Below are 21,529 nucleotides of genomic sequence, written 5' to 3'. Positions count from 1 at the left end.
AAGTGAAATAATCCTAATACCAGCAGGCCAGACGGGCTAAACATATAACTTCACCAACACATCCTGTCGTTTAGGCCGATTTCTAGCGATGATGGTAAACCTGATATGCATTAGAAATTTGTCTGGAATCAGAACGGAGCCCCCCTACTTCCTTTCCAAAAGTGACCCACAACAAGATGATAGTTGGCTAGCTTCTGGTTCCCGCCAGGTTGCCGAATTCTCATTTTTACCTCCATTGGCGCGAATCCAGCCGCCCTAGCACTGTATGCTGCGCTTATGCCTAATTCTCTCACCTCTCCTTGCGCGATCCTGGCCGTGACTGCTGTCGCTTTTGTTTCCGGTTGCTCTAATTCCGATGAACCTAATAAGGCCGATAGCGAGCCGAATTTCACCGGATCTAGCGCGACCTCCGAGGTCAGCGAAGAATCCTCCAGTTCAAACACGGATGATGAAGGTGCTGGAGCCTCAGATTTCGCGAAAGAGCCGAGCACTGCGACAATGACGGAAAAGGCCCAGAAATCTGCGGCTTCAGGGGAAAATAAAATCATCCCAGTAGAAGACTTGTACTCCTTGTGGGTACCAGCGTTGTGTGAGCATGACGCCGGCACGTTGGTGGATGGGACTTTGCCCGAGCACTTAAAGACTGGATATCCCAATGCTGCCGCCGGGCTAAAGCTCAACAAGGATGGAACCCCTAAGGGTGCTTACGCCGATATCAACGGTGATGGCAAAGATGAAGCCGTTATTACCTATGTCTGCGATCAAGGCGGCGTGGCCTGGCCGGATAACTTGCTCATTTATGACAATGACCTGAATTACATTACCCAGGTAGAAGACTGGACCCGTAATGGCATGGAGCCAGCACGCAGGCATATTAATCAGCTGGAGTGGACCGACGATACCGTGACAGTAACGTGGCGTGCCTATGGGGAAGGCGAATCGGGTGCTGTGGCCACGCAGGAACTGACGGGAAACCTCACCTTAGATGGCGACAAAGCGAACCTAGAGATGACAGGGCACCGGAAGACCTCTTAGATCAGTGGGATTCTGCTGTGGCATTTCATACCGGGGGATGACGCGCCTAGTGCGGCGCAGACTTAATCTTGGAAATGTACAGGGCAAGTCAGGTATCGATGCGGTGCTGGCTTTGTCCCAGAGATAAAAATGCTCGACGAAAGGACGTCATGAATACCTCGGAACTTTATGTAGCAGCAGCGGAATCTACTAACTCTAATGACACGTGGTGGTTCCTTGGGTTCCTTCCCATTATTTTGCTCGTCGCGTTCTGGATTGCGGCGGTTATTTCTATTATCGCTTCTGGGTACACGATTGCGGCCAAGATACTCTTTATCGCCGCTACCTTCGCCCTTCCTTTCTTGGGGCCGCTGATCTGGTTCGTCTTTGTTCGCGGCAAGGAAGACAAATACGGAAGGCCATAGGCACCCCACACTGTTTGGCGAGGCTAGGACAAATCGTGCTGTTCCAACCACGCGTTAATGCCGCCGCGCAGTGAAACAACGTGCTCGTAGCCGCGGCCGCGCAATGCGTGGACGGCTTGCGCGGAGCGGATGCCGCTAGCGCAGTAGATAACAGCGGCATCGCCCTGGCCGATGTCCGGGTTTTCGCCGGCGAGGATGCGGTCGAGGGGCAGATGCGTTGAATCGGGGATGGTGGCGCGGGCGCGCTCGGCGTCGGTGCGGACATCGATAAGCGGGGCGTGCGCGGGGATCTCGCGGACCTCGGGGGCATCGGCTGGCTGAGTAGGCTGAGCGCCGGTGGGGCGGATGGGGATATACTCCCAGGTCCCAGATAGCGCCTCAAAGTAACCGAGCATGCCAATGAGCGGGGTGCCGACGCCGGTAATGATCTTCAAAGCCTCCAAGGCCATCGCAGAACCCACCGTGCCGACGATGGGGCCCAGAACGCCGGCTTGGGAGCACGAGGGAACCTCGCCTGGGGCAGGGGCGGTGGGGAAGACATCCTCGTACACAGGGCCCTTGCCGGACCAAAAGACGCTCATCTGCGCATCAAAGCCCAGGATAGAAGCCCAAATGTGGGGAATGCCCAGGCTGTGGGCGGCCCATGAGCACAGGTAGCGGGCGTCGAAATTATCCGTCCCATCGAGGATCACGTCGCAGCCGCGCAGCTGCTCGAGGGCGGTGGCGGATTCTAGGCGGCCGTGGCAGATGAGCTCCACCTCAGGGTTGAGGGCCCGCACCGCCGTTGCGGCCGATTCGGTCTTTACGGTGCCAATGGAGGCGGTGGTGTGAATGACCTGCCGGTGGAGGTTGGAGGGGGAGACGAGGTCGTCATCGAAAAGCGAGATGCGGCCCACCCCGGCTCCTGCCAGGTAGAGCAGCGCCGGTGAGCCAAGCCCGCCCGCGCCGATGACCGCGACGTGGGAGTCAGCCAATTTCTGCTGGCCCTTATCACCCCACAGGGCCTCCTGGCGGGCATAGCGTGTGCTCATTCGAGGCCCACCCAGTTGATGGAGCCATCGCCGTGGCTTTGTTCCTTCCAAATGGGCACCTCGGCCTTGACTCGATCGGCACAGGACTCCGCGGCGCGGAAGGCATCGCCGCGGTGGGCAGAGGCGGCGACGACGGTAAAGGCCAAATCGCCCACCTGTAGATCGCCGGTGCGGTGGGCCGACCACAAGCGCACGGGGTGCTGGCCTGCTACTTCATCGACAATCTCGCGCAGCTTTTCTGGGGCGCTAGGGTGTGCGGAGTAAGACAGCTGAGTGACATCGGGCCGGCCGCCATCGTGATCGCGCACGATGCCCTCGAACGTGACCACCGCGCCCATGGCTGAGGTGGTGACCTCTGCTTTGGCGGCGGCAAGGAGGGGCTCGAGGGGCTGCTCGGTCAGTATGGCGCCGACAGTGAGCCCAGTCTGCGCGGCGACATAAGAAGGATCAGTGCTCATGTTTTCCTTCTAACATATCGACGATGTGGACGATTAAATCCTCTAGCACGGCGCAACCATCTTTGACTCCGCCGGTAGAACCGGGCAGGGTCATGGCAAAGGTGGTGTCATTGACGCCTGCGACCGCGCGCGAGGCCACTGCGGTGGGGATAGTCTCCAAGCCTTTATTCCAAAAGGCCATGGCGATGCCGGGAAGCTCCCGCGTGAGATGGGGCTGTACGGCATCGACGGTGAGATCATCCGGGGTCAGGCCAGTCCCGCCAGAGGTGAGGATGACCGCGGGCTTTTCGGCGAAGGCCTGGTCCACCGCTGCGGCGATATCGGCATCAGCAACCACGCGGGCAGCGGGACAGTCGAAGCCCTTGCGGCGCAAGAAATCTACCGCGATGGGGCCCGAACGATCCTCGTAGACCCCGGCGGCGGCGCGGGTGGAGGCGACTAAAACAATGGCGGTGAGAGCAGAACTCATAGGGGATAGACCTTTACTTCTTCTCCTGCGCTGAGGCTCTTACCGGCAGGAATGCGGATGAGGTGGGTGGCATCGACGGCCTGGGCTAACAGGTGGGAGCTAGCGCCGCCGGTAACGTGGGCCTGCGCATCGGCGTACCCGCGGCGGAATTGATCCTTGTGGGGCAGCCCCTCGATGGCGTGCGCGATTGGCACGCGATATGCCGCGGGCGCCCAGCCCAGGGTAGGGGCAACAAAGAGGCGGAAGCTCACCATGGTGGAAATCGGATTGCCGGGCAAGCAGATGACCGGGGTGCCGTGGAAACTGGCGATGCCCTGCGGCCCGCCGGGCTGCTGATCCACGTGTCCGAACCAGCCGGTGAGCACCTGCCGGATGACCTCGTATTTGCCCGCGGAAATCCCGCCGGAGGTGACGATCGCATCGGGGCGGTAGTCCTGCGTGGCCTCCTCCAGCGCGCGGGTGAGTACCTCTGGATCATCATCGGTGGTGACATAACCGGCGACTTCGATGCCGGCACGTTGGGCCATAGCGGAGATGAGCGGCGCATTGGCATCGGGAATAGCAGCTATACCCATACCAATTTCCGCGCCGCCGGTGCACACGAGGATGCGGGCTGGACGATAAACGCTGACCTCCTCAATGCCCTGGGAGGCCAGCGCGGCCAGGCGCACCGGGGTGAGCTTCTCGCCCTTGGCGGCCAGGAGAGCGCCCTGCTCAAGGTCCGTGCCCGTCTCGCGGATGAATTGGCCCTTTTCAGTGGCGGGGACGGTAATGGTCTCGCCCGGCTGGAGGAATTCCTGCGGCTGGCACTTTTCAATCGGCACGATAGCTGCCGTACCCTCTGGGACCTTGGCCCCGGTCATGATGGGGCAGGCAGCGCGCAAGGGGCCATCCAGCAGCTCAGCGGGATCCGCGCCTGCGGCGATGGTGGGGCCTACCTCGTACGAGCCGGCTGCGGTAGCGGGTAGCGCGTAGCCATCCATCTGGGAATTGCTAAAGCGCGGCGAGGGGAAGGCAGTATAGACATCGGCGGCAAGGACCATCTCCTGTGCCTGCCCTAGGGGCTGGGAGATGGCTTCGCGCGGGCCGAGGGCTGCCGCGACCTCGTGCGCGTGGGTTTCGGGAGTGCGCATAGAGCCAAGTTTACCCGCGAGTTCGACACGTTCGAAGCCTGCGGGCATAGTAGGAAGCATGTTGACCGTTCACTATTTCGCCGCCGCTCGTGCCGCGGCTGGCGTAGCTTCGGAGCAGGTAAAAGCGCCCACCACCTTAGGCCAGCTCATAGAGCAGCTGGGCAAGGACCACACCGGCACCACCGAAGCCGGCATGAGCATGAAAGAGGTGCTGGGACGCTGCAACTTTCTTATCGATGGCGCCGGGAACACCCAAGCGGATTCGCCTCTTATGGGCGTGACCCGCGTTGACGTGCTGCCGCCCTTCGCTGGGGGATAACTCGTTCCTTTAGACCGGCTGGCGCAGGGGGCTGGTGAAGAAGTTGACCAGGCTGCTGACCAGGGACAAGACGATGGCGCCGAAGATTGCAGAGCCCCAGGAATTGACCACGAGGCGGCCAATTCCTAGGTCAAAGGTATTGAGCGTCCACTCCACGATCAGCAGGGCGGCGCCGTTGATGACGAGCGCGAATAGACCCAGGGTGAGGCAGGTCAGCGGGGCGCCGATAAAGCGCAGGACGGGCATGACAACCGCGTTAATGATGATGAAAACAATGGCGACGGCAATGAAATTTCCCAGCTTATCCGGAGTGATATAAATCCCGGGAATAATGCCCACTACGACCCAGAGCGCAATCGCGATGGCGACCACGTTGAGGGCAAAATTGGTCAACGAGCGCATTTAACCTCCTACGGTATCGTTCCATGCCTTCAGCAGGGTGTTAGTTTCTTCCTCGGTGGTAATGGTAATGCGTATGCCTTCGCTAAAGGCGCGGACGAGCACGCCGTGTGTGGACAGGCGCGCGGCCACTTCCTGTGGTGTTCCTAGCTTCTCAATATTCGCCGCCGGCAGCCATACGTGGTTGGCCTCCGAGTGGGGAACGCCCCACTCTGCCAGCTCCTTTTCCACGCGCTGGCGCTGGCCACAGGTCTCTTCGGTGCGCTCGCGCAGCGAATCCTGCGCTGCTAGCGCGGCACGGGCGCCGGCCTGGGCTACGGCATTGATGGAAAAGGGAATCGCTACTTTAGTCAGCGCCGCGATGACGTCTTCTGGGCCATAGGCATAGCCCACGCGCACGCCGGCCAAACCATAGGCCTTGGAGAAGGTCCGCAGGAAAACCACGTTGGGATAAGTGCCAAAAAGCTCGGTGCCCAGCGGGGTATCGGCGTTCCGGTTGTATTCGATATAGGCCTCATCGAGGGCAACGAGGACATCGCTTGGCACCGCGTCCATAAATTCGGCGAACTCCGCTTTGGTTACGGTGGTGCCGGAAGGATTATTCGGATTGCAGACGAAAATTAGGCGCGTATCCGCGGTAATCTTCTCCGCCATCGCGGCCAAATTCACGCGTTGGTCCCCATCGAGCGGAACCGGAATGGGGCGTGCACCCACCACCTGGGCAAAGATAGGATAAGCCTCGAAGGAACGCCACGGGAAAATCACTTCCTCACCGGGCGTGGTGGTGATCTGCACCAATTGCTGGCACAGCGCGGAAGAACCCGTGCCCACCGCAACCTGGTCAAAGCTCACGCCTAAGTGCTCGGCCAGATCCTCACGCAACTCGGTGGCCGCGATATCCGGGTAGCGATTGGCCTCGGCAGCGGCGCGGGCCATAGCCTCGGCAGCCTCAGGCAGCGGTGGCTGCGTGGCCTCATTAGAAGATAGCTTGAGGGCATCATCGTGGCGCGCGCCGGGCACGTAGCCGGGGATGGCGCGTAAGTCGGAGCGAATCATGGCTACCACTCTAGGTCGTCTCTCCTGCGCGCGTGGAAGAAAACCGGGGACAAAACCAGGGGTTAGTTTGGCCGTGGCGCATGCGGCAGGTATTGTCTTTTACGGTTCTTTCTGAACCTGGAGATGTGCCAGAGCGGCCGAATGGGGCTCCCTGCTAAGGAGTTGACCCTTCTGGGGTCCGGAGGTTCGAATCCTCTCATCTCCGCCACACAAATCCCGGGCGAATGCGCTCGGGATTTCGTCGTATTCTTGGCTTAAACGACAGGCCTAAACGGCGGGTTAGACGACAAAATGTGGTGGCCACCAAGCAAAATCCAGGCCCTTATTCTGCACGCGGGATACGAGTATTCTCCGCGGGCACTTTTGGAACTCAAGGAGGTTTCTTCAAAAAAGGAGAAACTCCAAATGAGGTGAATTTTTATCGTGAATAATGGAGCTATGGATAAAGCGCAGAAGATAAAAACGGAGTTTTGCTCGCTTTAGCAGTTGCCTATTTAGTGGTACTTGTTTTGTGGCTGACCGATGTAATAGGCATCGGCTTAGTGACCATCTTCATTGTTGTTCTGACTGCTGCTTCTGTGGGAGTGCGTATGGGGGCGGAGTATGCAGGGCATCAGTCGAAATAAGTAGTACACCGCACCCCGTTGGCCCCAGGGGGTGACTGTTACGTCATCGCTGGTTCACGATTCTGCCCTGGCTCAGGTGGCGGGGTGTAGGCGTGGCGCCCTTTGTCGATGCGCGGGCTTGACCACTTTAAAGCGCCGGAAAAACCTCGTTGCGCAGGAGATCGGCCAGCTCGCACTGCGGGTCGGCGGGATCGATCCAGGCGGTTTCGGCGATTTCGGCTGCGGCGTGGGCGATGACGGGGCGCGGGTAGGTAAAGATATGCCCGCGGACGGTGTGGCCCGGCTCATTGGCGGCGGGGGCGATGAAGGTGCCGAGCTCGGTAAGTTCAGGTAGGCGTACCTGCACGCCGATTTCTTCTTCCGCCTCGCGCGCAGCGGCCTGGACAGGGCTTTCGCCTTCTTCTAGTTTGCCGCCCGGCAGCTGGAACTTTGTGGATGCGGCCTTGCGTACGCCAAGCACGTGGCCAAAGGAATTGCGGAAAACGATGGCTGCGACTTCAATCATGGCCCCGATCATAACGGGGCGGCCGGGGGCCGGCGGGTAGGGGCGCGGGCTCATCGCGCCAAGGACGAGCATTGAATATAAGGTAGGAAGACATGAGCGATTCGAGGTTTCCCCGCTCGGTATTTGGGGTAGGAAGCGATCCTGATCCGCGTTTTACGCTGGCGAATGAGCGCACCTTCCTCGCTTGGATTCGCACCTCGCTCGCGCTGATTGCCGGGGGAGTGGCCTTGGAAGCTTTCGATGTGCCGCTGCCGGCGACGCTGCGCGCGGTGGTCTCCGCATTCATGCTGGTGGTGGCGATTATGCTGCCGGTGGTCGCGTGGGTGCAATGGAAGCGGGCCGAGCGCGCCTTGCGGCAACAGCGCCCGTTGCCCTTTAGTATCGCCATCCCGGTGCTTGTGGGCACCATCGTCGTTATCGCGGCTGTGCTGCTGGTAGGCGAGTTACTTGCCTAGCCCGCAGCCGCATGGGGAACTCTTTGACCCCGGCTTGCAGCCCGAGCGCACCCGCCTATCGTGGCAGCGCACCATCCTCGCGCTGGCGGTGATACTCCTGGGGGTCATGCGGGTGGTCAGCGTCAGCGTGTTTCTCCCGTTGCTGGCGCTCGCGGCTGGTGTGCTGGTGCTGATAGTGGCGGTGCGGAAGCGGGCATCGCTTGTAGATGCCTCCCTACGCACCCACCGCCACCTCCCCGGCGCCACCGTCTTGGCCAGTAGCGCGGTGCTGGTCTCCCTGCTTGCGGCCTTTGCCCTGTGGGGTGTTTTTGCCTAAAGGCAAAGTTTTCTACCGCAGCGCTGTGTACTGGTGGGGGATACGCGTAATCTATGTGAGGCTATATCAATTACGGTGGCCACCGGCGCCGCGGTATGAGAGGCGAGAAGGGCAAGGTGACGGCAATGGCGGATATTACTGAGCAGGCCAGCGATACGGTCGAGGCATGGTTGAAGCAGGATTCTGCCATTGACCCACAAAAAGCGCCCCGCTTGCAGGCGCTGCTGGATGAGGTTCCGCTGCAGGAGCTTATCGCCATCGTCGAGCGGCAAAATGCCATTCGCGCCGCGCTGGCCCTGCGCTTGTTGCCGCGGCGTAAATCCATCGTGGTATTTGATGCCTTGGACGCCAAGCACCAAGCCGATATCATCGATGAGCTGGGCAATGCTGATGTCTATGAGTTCTTCGATGAACTCGAGCCGGAAGACCGCGTGGCCCTGTTGGATGAGCTGCCAGCGGAGATCGCGGACCGGCTTTTGCGCTCGCTTACCAAATCGAAGCGGGATGTCACCGGGGTTGTCCTGGGCTATACCAAGGGCTCGGTGGGCCGCCGCATGTCGCCCGAAGTCCCCGGAATCCATCCAGAAATGAGCGTGGAGGAAGCGCTGCGGACCCTGCGCGCGAAGGCCGATGAGCTGGAAACCATCTATGCGGTGCCCATCACCCGCGCGGATCGCCGCCTAGTGGGCGTGGTGACGCTGCGGGAGATTTTTACCGCGGAGGAGGGCACCACGATTGGGGACATCATGCAAAGCCCCATCTATGCCAATGCCAATGATGATGCGGAAGAAACCGCCAGGTGGTTCCTGCCGCTCGATATTTTGGCATTGCCCATCGTGGATGATTCGGACCGCCTGGTAGGCCTTTTGACCTGGGATGATGCCATTGACATCGTCGAGGCGGAGGATAGCGAGGACTCCGCGCGCGCCGGTGGTACCGAGGCCCTGCAGCAGCCGTACCTGTCCACGCCGCTACTGAAATTGGTGAAGTCCCGCATCGTGTGGCTGCTGGTTCTGGCGGTGTCCGCGCTGTTGACCGTGCGGGTCCTAGACGCCTTTGAGGACACCTTGGCGCAGGCCGTGGTGCTATCCCTGTTTATCCCGCTGCTGACCGGTACCGGCGGTAATACGGGAAACCAGGCGGCAACGACGGTGACCCGTGCGCTGGCGCTTGGCGATGTCCGCGGGCGCGACCTCCTCGCCGTCCTCTGGCGCGAGCTCCGCGTGGGCATGCTGCTTGGTGCCGTATTGGGCTTAGCCGGACTTGGCCTAGCAACGGTGGTCTACGGCGTGGATATTGGCTTAGTCATTGGCTCGACGTTGTTTTTAATCTGTTCCATATCCGCCACGGTGGGCGGGCTGATGCCCATCGTTGCAAAGACCATTGGTGCGGACCCTGCCGTGTTTTCCAATCCCTTCATCTCCACGTTCTGTGATGCCACGGGCCTTATCATTTATTTCCTCATCGCCAAGTCGGTGCTGGGTCTATAAAGGCCCCTGGCACACGGGGCCTGGTGCGCCGAGCGGGGGTAGCGAACCGGTGGGGAAAATTTCACATTGTGAGTAGCTGCGGTGTGTGAATTTTAAAAGCGGTGGGGGTGAATTCCTTAAAGTTTGTGGTTTCTGGTGCAAATGTTTTGTAGGGTCTTAGCATGCTCTGCACGGACTGAATGATGTTCGGGATGCACCAAGGATCCGGCTCGATTGCTGGTAATTGACAGAGCTTTCACACCCCGCCCTGCTAAAAGTCTCTCTAGCGAAGGAGTTCGCGGCATGACCACCCCGCATACTCACGAATCTACCGCCCAATCAGAGGGCGCTGAGGATCCCGGTGCCCCGCGCAATGAATGGCGCCGCCAATTCATTGGCCTTTTTGTCAGCCTCGCCCTGGCCATCCTCGTATTTTTCATCTTTCCCTCGAATGCCATCGATACCGTCCAGCAGTCCACCGGCGTGGATGAGGAAGCCGATTACACGTTAAGCGCCATCCGTACCGTTGCGGCCGTGACCATCCTCATGGGTGTGTGGTGGATGACTGAGGCCATCCCGCTGGCTGCCACCGCGCTGATTCCGCTGGTCATCTTCCCGCTCGCTAGTGTGGGAACCATTAAGGAAGTTGGCGCACCGTATGCCTCTGCCACCATTTTCTTGTTCATGGGTGGCTTCCTTATCGCGCTCTCGCTGCAGCGCTGGAACCTGCACCGTCGCCTTGCGCTTTATGTGGTAAAGCTGATCGGCACCTCGCCGCGCCGCCTCATTTTGGGCTTCATGCTGGCCACCGGCTTTTTGTCCATGTGGGTATCGAATACCGCAACGGCCGTCGTCATGCTGCCGATTGGTACGTCCGTGCTGGCGCTTACCGCAGAGACCGTTGGCGGTTGGGATAAGCAGAAGAAATTCGCCACCGCCCTCATGCTGGGTATCGCCTACTCCGCCTCCATCGGCTCGTTGGGTACGCTCATCGGTACCCCGCCGAATGCCTTCTTGAATGCGTATATGGCCGATACCTGGGGAGTTACCCTCGGCTTTGGTCGCTGGATGGCCGTCGGCGTGCCGCTGGCGCTTGTCTTCCTGCTCATCGCATGGGTGCTGTTGATTACCATCTTCAAGCCGGAAATGACCGAAATCCCTGGTGGCCGCGAGCTCATCAATGACGAAATCAAGGCCCTGGGCCCATGGACCCGCCCGCAGATCATGACCGGCACCATCTTCGTCCTAGCAGCCCTGGCCTGGGTATCCCTGCCCATCGTCCTTAGCGATTTTGATAACTATGACGATGCCATCGTCGGCATCGCCGCAGGTATCCTCTTGTTCATCCTGCCGGCCGATTCGGAGCGTCGCATTCGCCTGCTGGATTGGAAGACGGCCAACGAAATGCCGTGGGACGTCCTCCTCCTCTTCGGCGGTGGTCTCTCCTTGTCCTCGGTATTCAACTCTTCCGGTTTGTCCCTGTGGATTGGTGAGATGGCCAAGGGGCTCAGCTCCCTGCCAATCGTGCTCATCGTCGCAGCCGTGGCCGCCTTGGTCCTCTTCCTGACGGAGATCACCTCCAATACCGCCACCGCGGCGACCTTCATCCCCATCATGGGCGGCGTCGCCGTGGGAGTGGGCCTGACCGCCGAAGGCGATATGAACGTCCTGCTGCTCACCATCCCGGTCGCCTTGGCCGCAACCTGTGCCTTCATGCTGCCGGTGGCAACCCCGCCGAACGCCATTGCTTATGGTTCCGGTTACGTCAAGATTGGCGAGATGATCAAGGGCGGCGTTGGCCTCAACGTCATCGGCATCTTCCTCATCACCCTCACCGTCTTCCTGCTGGCGGTACCGATCTTCGGGCTGACGGTCTAGGCGCTAAGACCCAAATAGCCATCCTTTAATGAAAAACGTTACCATTAAAGGATGGCTACACCTGTTACCGTGCTGTCCGGATTTTTAGGCAGCGGAAAAACCACGCTACTCAACCACCTGCTCGCGAACCGGGAGGGGCGCAAGCTGGCGGTCATCGTCAATGACTTTTCTGAAGTCAATATCGATGCCGCCCTCGTTGCCGGCGAAGGCCACCTCGAGCGCGGCGAGGATCGCTTCGTGGAACTGTCGAATGGCTGCATCTGCTGCACCTTGCGCGAAGACCTCATCGAGTCCGTGGGCAAGCTGGCCCGTTCCGGCCGCTTTGATCAGATTGTCATTGAATCCACCGGCATTTCCGAGCCCATGCCCGTGGCTGCCACCTTTGAGTGGGAATTTGCCGATGGCACCACGCTTGCCGATGCCGCCCCCATCGACACCATGGTCTCCCTCGTCGATGCCTCTACCTTCTTAAACCAATTGCGCCGCGGCCGCAGCCTCGTCTCCGAAAGCATCGAGGCTACGCCACAAGATGACCGCACCATTTCCGATCTCTTAGTGGACCAAGTCGAATTCGCCGACCTTATCCTCATTACCAAAACCGATCTTGTCGATGCTGCCGAAACCGAGCGTGTCATCGCCGCAGTCCGCGCCATGAATCCGCGGGCGCGCGTCGTGCCGGTAACCCACGGGGTAATCGAGCCGGGGCTGGTTCTCGATGCGTATTTGTTCAATACCGCGACCGCTGCCGCCTATCACGGCTACGCCGAAGAACTTGCGAACCCACACACTCCAGAAACCGAGGAATACGGCATCTCCTCAGTCGTCTTTCGTGCCGATCGCCCGTTTAATCGCGAGCGCCTCATCGCCGTTCTCCGGGCAAGCACGGGCCTCGTGCGGTCCAAGGGATATTGCTGGATCGATACCGACCTACGCGTGGCCCACGCCTGGCAGCAGGCCGGGCCAAACCTGCAGATTATGCCCGCCTCTTTGTGGGCCGCCAATGGCGTAACCCCCGGTACGGAGCTCGTGCTCATCGGTGTCGACTTCGATCACGAATCCACCCTGCAGGCCTTTCAAGACGCCCTGCTTTCCGATGCCGAAGCCTCCGCCCTCGTATAGCCTCCCTTCGCCCTCCACACCGAGCTAAAGCGTGAACGGCGGGTGAATAGTACACCCCTGGCCATCCCGCCGAACACGGCTCTGTACAGGCGATTTGTTAGTTTCCAGGTCCGTGGGTATAGTAAATCCTCGTTGCACAGCAGAGCATACGCACTGCTTCACAACGGACTGCGCCCGTAGCTCAACGGATAGAGCATCTGACTACGGATCAGAAGGTTGGGGGTTCGAATCCCTCCGGGCGCACAAAATTTCGAATCTCGAGACATCGTTCCCAAGGCGGTGCCTCGAGATTTTTTATTTCCAGGTTTATTTTCGGGGTGGGCGAGGCGTGTAGCCTAAGCGGCAAAAGGCCCGAGCTTCGATGTGTCCATTATCCGAGTCTAGACCTGAACTGCCAACAACGTAATGTGCGCCAGAATCCAGATAATGACAATCATTACCACGAAAGTCAATTTATGTTACTTTAAGTAAGTCATCGCGTACAGAAAGGGTAGTTGTGGACAAAACTTTATATACTGCCGCTTCTCTTCTGTCTTCTCTGCTGCTACTTCCTGCCTTGTCCGGAATGGCTCAAGCGGAAACAGTATAGGGGTACAAGAAGGGTCCAAAACTGTCTTTGGTGGGAACTGCCAAAACAGGGACGAAAACGGGATCCATGTGACGCGCAAGGTAAAACTCACAATGATTGCCCCTTCGGTCATGCGCACGATGACGGATTTCAAAATTTTGACGTTAAGGGAAATGCCGAATGCGCACGTCTATTTGTAATGGGAGAATATAAAGGAGAACAGTGTCACGTAATTCATCCTTAGAGGTTCTGCTAAAGATTACGATTTGTGTATCACTGTTGCTCTGTCTCGGTTATGCTATCGGCGGGTTGAATGCGATATATGTTGCTAAGACCTTGGCTGAGACGGATTCCACCTCATCGTCAGATATCTTCCGCAGGTTAGAAAACGGCTTATTTTATTTTAGGGTTGCCGGAGTTTTTGCGGTTATTTTCCTTGCGGGAACTTACGCAGTCTGGCGCAGGGCCAATAACCTCCGTAAGGGAGAGCAATCCGGTTAGTGGCTTTTCGGCTCGGTTGTTTATTGGGGCCCGGTTTTCGCGGTCTTTATCTTCCAAACCTCAAGCTCCTCTCCCAGTAGGTTGCGTCCGGTAGCGTGGTGTCTCCACTTTCTGAGGGTCAGGCCCTACCACGGGTTACAGATACTCCACACTAATGGATGGAACCTCGGTTGATTTAGGAGGGAGAAACGAAGAGTGGCTCAACTTCGTGATTATTTGCCAGACAGTTTGAGCCCTTTTCATAGGCGCCAGGAAGCTTTCTGGCAGGAAAGAAAATGTCAGGGTATAGGTATGGAGGGGGCAATCGATTGTTTATAGCAAAATAGCAGTTAGGTGCGGGTTTCTGGGGTGAATTAATTGCGCGTAGTCGCCAGTGATGCGCGCTGCGGCGGGCCCTCCGGAGTGTGTTGTGGCCGGGGAATCGGGTGAAATTGTGTGCGGTTAGCGGGAAAGTGGGTCCGTGGGATTGACCAGGCCAATAATGGCATTTATAAGGTACAGGACATGTAAAGTGTTGATACAGCAACCTCCCAGACTTGCGTTGTAGAAAAAGAGAGTCGTTATAAACATGGGACGTAGTAGAGACCGCTGCGTCCCATCACATCGTGAAGGAGAGTGCTAGGTGAGTACATCATCGCGCATCGTCGGGCTGGACTTGGCTCGTTCACTTGCCATTATTGGCATGATTATTTTGCACATGGCCTCGTTGGTATGGAGTACCAAGGTCATTCTGTCGGGCCTTCCGGCCGCCCTATTTGCCATTGTCGCCGGAGTGACGATGATGCTCATTGGCAAGAACTATTCCGTACAGACGCTGCTGCGCCTGATTGCCCGTGGCGCCATCATTACGCTTATCGGATTGGCACTGCTCCCGGTTGGCGGGCAGATTCAGGTCGTGCTGGTTGCTATGGGTATCACCATGATGGTGGTCTCCTGGGTACCGCCGCTCAACGTGTGGTGGAAGCTGGCCCTGTTCTTCGTCGCCGCCATCGCCTCAACCGTGCACTACGCGCCGTTTACCCTGCCGCAGGTCTATCCGCTACTGGCATGGATCGCGTATTTCATCGCCGGCATGCTCCTCTTTGAGGTCTACATCCGCCCAGGTAGCTTCCGCACGGCGCTGCAGTGGATTGTTACCGCGGTCAGCGCGGTGATTGCCGCGGTTGGCACCTACTTCCGCTTCGAGCCGGATATGCCCAGCTGGCTGCGGTTTACCGGCCACACCGGTGTCGCGGGCGAAATCCTGCTTTCCGTTGCTGTGGCTGCCGTAGTGCTGCACCTGTGCCTGCTCATCGGCAGCGCGGTACCCAAGCTCGTCTACCCCTTGGCCGCAATGGGCACGATGTCCCTGACCGTGTATGTCTTGCACGTGCTTTCTGCATATTACTGGCAAAGCCACATCTCACTGCACAACACCGCGTGGGCGTGGGCATTTATTGGCCTATTCCTCGTGCTCGCCACCATCTGGCGGAATTTCTTGGGCCAAGGCCCCCTTGAAAAGGCCGTCTCCACCGCCGTTAAAATCGCCGTTCCTGCTGGAAAGAAGGACTAACATGTCGCGTAAAATTGCTACCGCTTTGACCACCGCTGGCATCATCGGGATGTTGGCGGCCCCCGCCAGCGCCCTTGAGCACGGCGAACCCGCCCCTCATAACGCCGAGTCCCAGACCGTCGCCGCGCTCAAGATGGGCCGCATAGGCAACTTCGGCGACTGCACCGGCACGTTGGTGGATAAGCAGTGGGTGCTTACCGCACGCCACTGCCTGGAGTCCGTCAATAACGAAGGCACCCAGGCCCGCCTGGGAGGCAAGGTCTATGACGCGGATTCGTGGGCGTTGTCTCCGCTTTCCGATGCCGGATTGCTCCACCTCACCGAGCCCGTCACTGATATCGAGCCGGCCAAGATCTCTACTGATATTCCAGAGACCGGCGACCTTGGCACCCTGTACGGCTGGAGCAGCAGCTCCTCCATGGCGCGCAAGGGCCAGCTGCCGATGGCAGAGATGAAGGTCTCCGAAATCCTGGGTGGCGGGCCAAGCGATGACGCCGCACAGAAGCCAGGCGCCGATAAGGAGGCCCCGGAAGGCTACGAGTCCGTGCCCGCTGAGGAAGCCATGCCCGGGCTCAAGATGCCGGGCGGCTCCAAGCCGGATGCCGGCATGAAGGTCCCCGAGGGCTACGAATCCGTGCCGGCCGAAGAGGCCATGCCTGGTGCCATGATGCCGGGATCTGGTTCGGGATCGGATAAGCCCAAGGTGGTCTCGCCCGGTGCCACCAAGCCGGGTGCCGAGCAGCCGCAGATAGTCAAGCCTGACGGCAACGGTGGGGAAGTAATGCAGCCTGGCCAAGGCGGCATGGCCCCGATGATCAGCAGCCCGATCCTCGATGTCCATTCCACCGGTAATGCGGGCATGCAGGGTGGCGATTCCGGCGGACCGTTCTTCGTGGGCGGAAAGCTTGCGGGCCTAGCTACCGCGGGTACCTCCAATGCAGATCCGGATCTTCCCTCCCCAAGCGCGGCTATCACCACGCTCGCCGGCACCAAGGACTGGGTAGACGGCGTGGTTAGCGGCAAGGATAAGGACGCCGTCTTGACCGCGGAGACCACGCCTACCCCGCAGGCAACGCCGCAGACCAGCGGCGACCGCCCGTGGATCTACTTCACGGTAGCGGCCATTGGACTTATCGGTGCCGCGGCGGCCGCGCGCACCTTCGCCACCGGTGCAGGCAACGGTGCCGCCCGCAAGTCGCGCCGCTAAAAAATCTCGATGCGCCCGCCCAAGGACTCGGTCTGGCGCAGCTGCGCTACCCACTTCGGGCCGCCGGGGTGCAGGCGCAGCACCGGGCGGGAGGAAATCTTGACCGGGGAGACCGATTCCTTGCGCGCGCCCGACCTAGCCTCGATGCGGGTGCGGGCGCGGTAGCCGGCATCGGCAAGCTCGGCGATGGAAGGCTCGGGGGCGGCGAGCTTCTCCCGGGCATCGTGAAGCAGCTCCAGCGCCTCATCCAAGGCCTCCACCAGGGCTGGGGCATTGGTCTCGCACATCTGCCGCACGAGATCCGGGCGGGTGCTTGCCACCCGGGTCGCATCCTTGAAGGAACCGGCGGCCAGGGACTGCGCCAAAATGCCGCCATTATCGCCCACCGTGGCGAGGGTTTCAGCAAAGATATGCGGCAGGTGGGAAATGCGGGCGACCGCCGCATCGTGGTTGGCCACGCGGATGGGCACGGCCTCTGCATGCACCATCTGGGTCATGCGCACGACGTCCGTAAAAGTCTCAATCCATTTCTTAGGAATCTTTTCCCCGCGCGCCTCATACTCGGCGGCGTAATCGTAGGTAATGCCCCACGCTGCGCGGCGGAAAAGACCCGTCTGGGAGTGATCCCACCCTGACTTCGAGGTACCCGCCATGGGGTGCCCGCCCACGTAGCGATCCTCCATGCCACGGTCACAGACCTGCTGGCGCACGGGAGTCTTTACGGAGACCACGTCCGTAATGCCGCAGCTAGGGGCGTGTTCTTGAATGGCATCTAAGACGCTGCCCACCGCGGTCATGGGAACGGCGATCACAATGAGCGCCTCTTCAATTTCGGCGCGGTTAAGCACCGCCGGCAAGTCATCATTGACGTCAAAGCCCTGCTTGACTGCGGTGCGGGCGGCGGACGTCGAGTGGTTGTATCCGAATACGTCGTGGTTATAGCCGGCGAGATCGCGCAGCAGGGAACCGCCGATGAGGCCGAGGCCGATAATGCAGATGGGGCGTTGAACATCTTGAGAACTCACGGTGACAATTGTGGCACAACACGACTAATCTCACGAGGTATGAGCAACGAAAATTACTCTTTCGCGGTTACCGTCGCCCGCAACGAGGGACAATGGGTCGTGCGCAGCTTCGATGATGACTTTGAGGATCCGCAAACCTCCATCACCGCAGTGCGCTCCCTGCGCTCCGAAGGCGCAGCTTTCGCCCTTCTCTGCGTCGAAGACGCCTACTTCATTGCCGTGCGGCCCGTGCCCGGTGGGGTGAAAATGCTAATTTCAGACGCCACCTACGGCGTTGACGATGACTTTGCCGCGGACTTCATGGAGCTCAATGACTACGAGATTCCAGACGTGGACCCGGAAGAGGCTGACCCCTACGGTGAGGGCGATTTCGATATCTTCGCTGACCTGGGCCTATCCGAGGACCAGGTGGGCTACATCATCGACGATGAGGACGATTGGCCCTCCGACATGCTCCTGCGCATCGCCGGCGACCTGGGCTTTGGGGATGAGCTAGAAGACGTCATTGATAACGCCTAAGCCCCTGCAGCGCGCGCAGGAACGGATGCGGCGCGCCCTCGCGGTGGCGCGCCAGACCCCCGCCGGGGATGTGCCGGTTGGGGCGGTGCTTTATGATGCCGCCGGCCGCGAGCTCGCCACCGGCGTCAACCGCCGCGAGCAATTGCGCGATCCCACCGCCCACGCCGAGGTCGAGGCGATCCGCCAGGCGGTGCGCATCCATGGCGATGGCTGGCGCTTGACCGGCTGCGAGCTCGTGGTCACCTTGGAGCCCTGCGCCATGTGTGCCGGCGCCCTGCAATCCGCCCGGGTGAGCTCGCTGGTTTTTGGCGCCTTTGAGCCGAAGACGGGTGCGTGCGGCTCGCTTATCGATGTCCTGCGTGCCCCCACCGCGTCCTTTAGCCCACAGGTCCGCGGTGGTGTCCTCGAAAAAGACTGCGTGGCGTTGCTAGAAAAATTCTTCGCCACACTCCGCGAAAAGTGAGTATAGTGGCTGACACACTGTAAGCGACTCATTTAAGGAGAGAGAAAATGGGCGATTTGGAAAATAAGAAGGACGACCTCGCAGGCAAGGCAAAGGAAGCTGTCGGCGAGGCAACCGGTAACGAAGACGTAGCCAACGAGGGCAAGGCCGACCAGGTCGTTTCCGATGCTAAGGACAAGCTGTCCGATGCTGCAGACAACATCAAGGACAAGGCTAACGACATCATCGGTGGCCTGAAGAAGGACTAATTTTATAGTCTCCTTCATAGCGAAATCGCTGCGTCGGCTTAATGCTTGCGCAGCGATTTTGTTGCATCGGGGGTCCTCCCGTAATCTGGAACGCGGTGGCGTGTCCGAGCGGCCGAAGGTGATCGCCTCGAAAGCGATTGTTGGGTAACCCCCAACCGCGGGTTCAAATCCCGCCGCCACCGCGCAAGGCCCCGACCTGTTAATGCAGGTCGGGGCCTATTTTAGTTTTTCTCCGCCAGGGAGATAGGGTTAAACGACAAAATGTGTTGTTTTCTGGCGTGTCGGGGTAGCTAAAGCGTCCTGCTTTGGGCGTGCAGCCCGCGCGCGGCGGCGCTGCAGGGTGGGGAGGAACCACGTTGCGATGGCCGCGATGACAGCAATAATGCCCGCGCTCCACGCGAGGTATTTCACGGGGGTAAACCACCACGCCAGGGCCGCGATTATTGCGATGACGATCCATACGGCGGGCACGAGGAGGCTGGGTTGTTCGGCCCACGGTTCCCGGGGGAATCGGCTACGGGCCTCTGCGCGGATGCGGCGTGGCGTTTTACGGGCAAGTGCCAAGGAACAGGCAACCACAGAGGCCAAGCCGATACCGGCGATGAGCAGGTTGCCGCTTACGCCGCCGAACATAAATACGCCGACGGAAAGAGCTAAGGATAAGCGTTCACCAATCGTGAGTGGGAAGTTCTGCGTGGGATCCACATCTGGATAGATGCTGGTGAAGATGTCTTTGCGGGGGTCGTTTTGCATTCTTTGCTTCTTATAGGGGTGGTTTATTGACAATCGGAAGAAGTTAGGTCAGGATACACTTACTTCACTAAGGCAAGCTTAGCCTATATGATTTTTAGGCACGAAAACAAGGTTCTTAATATGATTGGAAAACTGTGTAAGTCGGCGTTCGGCATCATCGTCGCTGCTTTTCTCGTCGCGGCATTCGCCCCACTTCTGTCATCTGCCCCAGTTGCCCACGGAGATGAATCCTGCACATGGAAATGGGGCATCAAGCAGTCATTCCGCAGCTACGTCAAAGGCAATATCGCCCACGGTGGATGGGGTGCCAATGGCATTGGCTTCACAGGCGACGAACAGGGCGATGGTGCGTTCGTCTTTACCCCAGGAAAGCCCGATGCGTCTGGTGGAAACGTCACGATACCGTTCAACGGAACGCTGAACTTTACCGGCCACGATGGGGTCCTGGACATGACGATGTCGGACTTCAAGGTCAAGGCCTCTGGTAAACAGGCGCAGATTTCCGTGGACTACGTCTCCTATGAGATGAACCGCCAAGACCTCAGCCGCGGTAAAAAGATCCAAGGCAATGATGAGGTAATCGCCACCATTGATCTGGCCAACCCCGTCGAAGATGGTGCCGGGAAGGTTGATTTGTCTGGATCTACCGCTCTGACCTCCGGCGGGGCCAAGCTATTTACCGGCTTCTACCAGCCGGGCGAAGCCTTAGATCCGTCCTCTGGCAGCATTGCGCTTGATGGCTCGTGCGCCGGATCTGGTTCCGGATCTGGCTCCGGTTCCGGTTCCGGTGAGAACCGCCCATTGACGTCTATTACGGGTTCCTTCACGGGCTTTAACAAGGAAGCCATGGACATCCTGTCTGAAACCAATGACACGATGAACGGGATTACTACGTTCATGGGCAATACCCAGGCGTTCCTGGATGAGTTGGAGTCTTTCAACAATCGGGGTGGATCGAACTCGAATTCGGGTGGTTCCACTTCGGGTACGTCGAACTCCACTGGAGGAAACTCAGCTTCTACTAACTCTGCAGCGGGAAATCCATCACCGAGCAACTTTGGTTCGGGCGGAGGCGGCGGTGCCTCAGGAACTGGCAAAGCAGCGGGATCTGGTCCTGCGCACTCTGGATCTGCGAACTCCGGTGCCCCGAGCTCAGGTAGTTCGGGCGAGGAAGGATCTGGCGGGGACGATGCCGTCTGTGAGGCCACTGGTGTAACTCAAGCCACCGCTCAGTGGGGGTTAAAGAAATCCTTCCAGTCCTATATCACCGGATCCATTGCTCAGGGCCGATGGGATCTCTCTGGTGTTGGCTATGACAATGGGCGTTTCCAATTCACGGGTAACTCCGGTGCCGTAAAAGATGGCGCGGGCTCCGTGCAATATGGCGGAAGCATGCAGTTCACCGGGCACCACGGCAAGCTGGACCTCAACATCGCCAACCTGGAAATCACCTTTAACGGCAATTCTGGCGAGCTTATCGCTGACGTGCGCTCTTCCAATATGGAAGGCAAGAAGAAAGACTTTGGACGCACTGTTATTGGCACCTTGAACTTCAATTCCCTCGACGTCGGCACGGACGCCGTGTCCGGTGAAGCTGCGGTATCGCTTTCTGAAGCCGGTTCCCAGGCACTCGCTGAGTTCTATGAACCAGGCACCCAGTTGGATCCGTTGAGCTTCCACGCCACCTTGGGCGGAAGCGCTGATTGCGGCGCCGTATCCGGTGGCGGCAGTTCTAGCTCCGGTTCTGGATCCGGCGGATCCGGCGGATCTGGCGCAGGCGGAAATGGAAAGGGAACTCCTGGTTCCAAAGGCGGCGCGCATGCCGCAGCCGGGGACCCAGTGCTAGCCGGTGACTCGGGGCAGGGATACGAGGACGGATCGAACAAATTTAAGGTCAAATCCGCGACGTCTCCCGGCGGGAGCCTAGAAAACCCGACCACCTATCTACTGCTCTTCATCGTCGGATTGATCATCGCCGGTGGTTCCACCAGCCGGCTTGTCATGAACAACTCTTAGAAAGA

23 protein-coding genes and 3 tRNA genes are annotated in these 21,529 nt (G+C 59.3%); 17 read left to right on the top strand and 9 right to left on the bottom strand.

What is annotated here, in order from left to right:
* Positions 1 to 276 precede the first annotated feature (276 nt).
* Both ABRP84_RS09390 and ABRP84_RS09385 read left to right on the top strand, forming a co-directional pair.
* Positions 277 to 1,035 carry a hypothetical protein gene (locus ABRP84_RS09390; RefSeq protein WP_349853505.1) on the top strand — a complete coding sequence of 253 codons (759 nt, stop codon included), beginning with the start codon at positions 277 to 279 and terminating at the stop codon, positions 1,033 to 1,035.
* A 149-nt stretch (positions 1,036 to 1,184) separates the two neighbouring features.
* On the top strand, positions 1,185 to 1,439 hold the full coding sequence (locus ABRP84_RS09385; protein WP_023024910.1) for a hypothetical protein: 255 nt from the start codon (positions 1,185 to 1,187) through the stop codon (positions 1,437 to 1,439).
* A 23-nt stretch (positions 1,440 to 1,462) separates the two neighbouring features.
* On the opposite strand, the gene ABRP84_RS09380 is transcribed toward ABRP84_RS09385, so the two are convergent.
* From ABRP84_RS09380 to ABRP84_RS09365, 4 genes are read right to left on the bottom strand one after another with little or no spacing between them, the layout of a single operon-like run.
* Positions 1,463 to 2,470, bottom strand: a complete 1,008-nt coding sequence (locus ABRP84_RS09380; RefSeq protein ID WP_023024912.1) for a ThiF family adenylyltransferase — start codon at positions 2,468 to 2,470, stop codon at positions 1,463 to 1,465.
* Entirely contained in the window at positions 2,467 to 2,928 is a 462-nt protein-coding gene (locus tag ABRP84_RS09375; protein ID WP_023024915.1) for a molybdenum cofactor biosynthesis protein MoaE, read from the bottom strand. The genes ABRP84_RS09380 and ABRP84_RS09375 overlap by 4 nt, the downstream gene beginning before the upstream one ends.
* On the bottom strand, positions 2,918 to 3,397 hold the full coding sequence (locus ABRP84_RS09370; protein WP_349853503.1) for a MogA/MoaB family molybdenum cofactor biosynthesis protein: 480 nt from the start codon (positions 3,395 to 3,397) through the stop codon (positions 2,918 to 2,920). The genes ABRP84_RS09375 and ABRP84_RS09370 overlap by 11 nt, the downstream gene beginning before the upstream one ends.
* Positions 3,394 to 4,530, bottom strand: coding sequence for a molybdopterin molybdotransferase MoeA (locus tag ABRP84_RS09365; protein ID WP_349853501.1), 1,137 nt, complete (start codon positions 4,528 to 4,530; stop codon positions 3,394 to 3,396). Before ABRP84_RS09365 ends, ABRP84_RS09370 begins: the two co-directional genes overlap by 4 nt.
* Before the next feature lie 58 nt (positions 4,531 to 4,588).
* Between ABRP84_RS09365 and ABRP84_RS09360 the strand changes: the two genes are divergently transcribed.
* Positions 4,589 to 4,849, top strand: a complete 261-nt coding sequence (locus tag ABRP84_RS09360) for a MoaD/ThiS family protein (RefSeq protein ID WP_023016533.1) — start codon at positions 4,589 to 4,591, stop codon at positions 4,847 to 4,849.
* 9 nt (positions 4,850 to 4,858) lie between these two features.
* On the opposite strand, the gene ABRP84_RS09355 is transcribed toward ABRP84_RS09360, so the two are convergent.
* Positions 4,859 to 5,251 carry a phage holin family protein gene (locus ABRP84_RS09355; protein ID WP_349853499.1) on the bottom strand — a complete coding sequence of 131 codons (393 nt, stop codon included), beginning with the start codon at positions 5,249 to 5,251 and terminating at the stop codon, positions 4,859 to 4,861.
* Positions 5,252 to 6,304: a histidinol-phosphate transaminase gene (hisC, locus tag ABRP84_RS09350; RefSeq protein WP_349853498.1), complete on the bottom strand. Its 1,053-nt coding sequence runs from the start codon at positions 6,302 to 6,304 to the stop codon at positions 5,252 to 5,254.
* Positions 6,305 to 6,423: 119 nt separating this feature from the next.
* On the opposite strand from hisC, the gene ABRP84_RS09345 reads away from it, so the two are divergent.
* Positions 6,424 to 6,512, top strand: a tRNA-Ser gene (locus ABRP84_RS09345).
* A 545-nt stretch (positions 6,513 to 7,057) separates the two neighbouring features.
* Here the strand turns inward: ABRP84_RS09345 and ABRP84_RS09340 are convergent.
* A complete protein-coding gene (locus tag ABRP84_RS09340) occupies positions 7,058 to 7,435 on the bottom strand; it encodes an NUDIX hydrolase (protein WP_349853497.1) in 378 nt (125 codons plus the stop codon).
* A 92-nt stretch (positions 7,436 to 7,527) separates the two neighbouring features.
* Between ABRP84_RS09340 and ABRP84_RS09335 the strand changes: the two genes are divergently transcribed.
* The 8 genes from ABRP84_RS09335 (at position 7,528) to ABRP84_RS09300 (ending at position 16,500) form a co-directional block, all read left to right on the top strand.
* A complete protein-coding gene (locus ABRP84_RS09335) occupies positions 7,528 to 7,890 on the top strand; it encodes a YidH family protein (RefSeq protein ID WP_349853496.1) in 363 nt (120 codons plus the stop codon).
* Positions 7,883 to 8,206, top strand: a complete 324-nt coding sequence (locus ABRP84_RS09330) for a DUF202 domain-containing protein (RefSeq protein WP_237801348.1) — start codon at positions 7,883 to 7,885, stop codon at positions 8,204 to 8,206. Before ABRP84_RS09335 ends, ABRP84_RS09330 begins: the two co-directional genes overlap by 8 nt.
* A gap of 125 nt (positions 8,207 to 8,331) precedes the next feature.
* Positions 8,332 to 9,696: a magnesium transporter gene (gene mgtE / locus ABRP84_RS09325; protein WP_237799898.1), complete on the top strand. Its 1,365-nt coding sequence runs from the start codon at positions 8,332 to 8,334 to the stop codon at positions 9,694 to 9,696.
* Positions 9,697 to 9,978: 282 nt separating this feature from the next.
* On the top strand, positions 9,979 to 11,553 hold the full coding sequence (locus tag ABRP84_RS09320) for an SLC13 family permease (RefSeq protein WP_349853494.1): 1,575 nt from the start codon (positions 9,979 to 9,981) through the stop codon (positions 11,551 to 11,553).
* A 51-nt stretch (positions 11,554 to 11,604) separates the two neighbouring features.
* On the top strand, positions 11,605 to 12,672 hold the full coding sequence (locus tag ABRP84_RS09315; RefSeq protein ID WP_349853493.1) for a GTP-binding protein: 1,068 nt from the start codon (positions 11,605 to 11,607) through the stop codon (positions 12,670 to 12,672).
* Positions 12,673 to 12,842: 170 nt separating this feature from the next.
* A tRNA-Arg gene (locus ABRP84_RS09310) sits at positions 12,843 to 12,915 on the top strand.
* Positions 12,916 to 14,363: 1,448 nt separating this feature from the next.
* Positions 14,364 to 15,293: a DUF418 domain-containing protein gene (locus ABRP84_RS09305; RefSeq protein WP_349853492.1), complete on the top strand. Its 930-nt coding sequence runs from the start codon at positions 14,364 to 14,366 to the stop codon at positions 15,291 to 15,293.
* A 1-nt stretch (position 15,294) separates the two neighbouring features.
* Entirely contained in the window at positions 15,295 to 16,500 is a 1,206-nt protein-coding gene (locus tag ABRP84_RS09300) for a trypsin-like serine protease (RefSeq protein WP_349853491.1), read from the top strand.
* On the opposite strand, the gene ABRP84_RS09295 is transcribed toward ABRP84_RS09300, so the two are convergent.
* Entirely contained in the window at positions 16,497 to 17,525 is a 1,029-nt protein-coding gene (locus ABRP84_RS09295) for a prephenate dehydrogenase (protein WP_349853489.1), read from the bottom strand. The two genes, ABRP84_RS09300 and ABRP84_RS09295, sit on opposite strands and share 4 nt — an antisense overlap.
* A 39-nt stretch (positions 17,526 to 17,564) precedes the next feature.
* Here ABRP84_RS09295 and ABRP84_RS09290 point away from each other — a divergent pair, with 39 nt between their 5' ends.
* The 4 genes from ABRP84_RS09290 (at position 17,565) to ABRP84_RS09275 (ending at position 18,937) form a co-directional block, all read left to right on the top strand.
* Positions 17,565 to 18,044, top strand: coding sequence for a tRNA adenosine deaminase-associated protein (locus tag ABRP84_RS09290; protein ID WP_023024959.1), 480 nt, complete (start codon positions 17,565 to 17,567; stop codon positions 18,042 to 18,044).
* Positions 18,031 to 18,507 carry a nucleoside deaminase gene (locus tag ABRP84_RS09285; RefSeq protein WP_349853487.1) on the top strand — a complete coding sequence of 159 codons (477 nt, stop codon included), beginning with the start codon at positions 18,031 to 18,033 and terminating at the stop codon, positions 18,505 to 18,507. Before ABRP84_RS09290 ends, ABRP84_RS09285 begins: the two co-directional genes overlap by 14 nt.
* A 47-nt stretch (positions 18,508 to 18,554) precedes the next feature.
* Positions 18,555 to 18,755: a CsbD family protein gene (locus tag ABRP84_RS09280; RefSeq protein ID WP_349853486.1), complete on the top strand. Its 201-nt coding sequence runs from the start codon at positions 18,555 to 18,557 to the stop codon at positions 18,753 to 18,755.
* Positions 18,756 to 18,849: 94 nt separating this feature from the next.
* Positions 18,850 to 18,937 (top strand) — tRNA-Ser (locus tag ABRP84_RS09275).
* A 67-nt stretch (positions 18,938 to 19,004) separates the two neighbouring features.
* On the opposite strand, the gene ABRP84_RS09270 is transcribed toward ABRP84_RS09275, so the two are convergent.
* Entirely contained in the window at positions 19,005 to 19,508 is a 504-nt protein-coding gene (locus tag ABRP84_RS09270) for a hypothetical protein (RefSeq protein ID WP_349853484.1), read from the bottom strand.
* Positions 19,509 to 19,628: 120 nt separating this feature from the next.
* Here ABRP84_RS09270 and ABRP84_RS09265 point away from each other — a divergent pair, with 120 nt between their 5' ends.
* On the top strand, positions 19,629 to 21,524 hold the full coding sequence (locus ABRP84_RS09265; protein WP_034659496.1) for an HtaA domain-containing protein: 1,896 nt from the start codon (positions 19,629 to 19,631) through the stop codon (positions 21,522 to 21,524).
* The last annotated feature ends 5 nt before the right edge of the window (positions 21,525 to 21,529 follow it).

The sequence above is a fragment of the Corynebacterium sp. KPL2861 genome (assembly GCF_040225475.1).
Taxonomy (GTDB): Bacteria; Actinomycetota; Actinomycetes; order Mycobacteriales; family Mycobacteriaceae; genus Corynebacterium.
The sequence above is the reverse complement of the archived record's forward strand: the minus strand, read 5'-3'. Positions and strand labels throughout refer to the sequence as shown.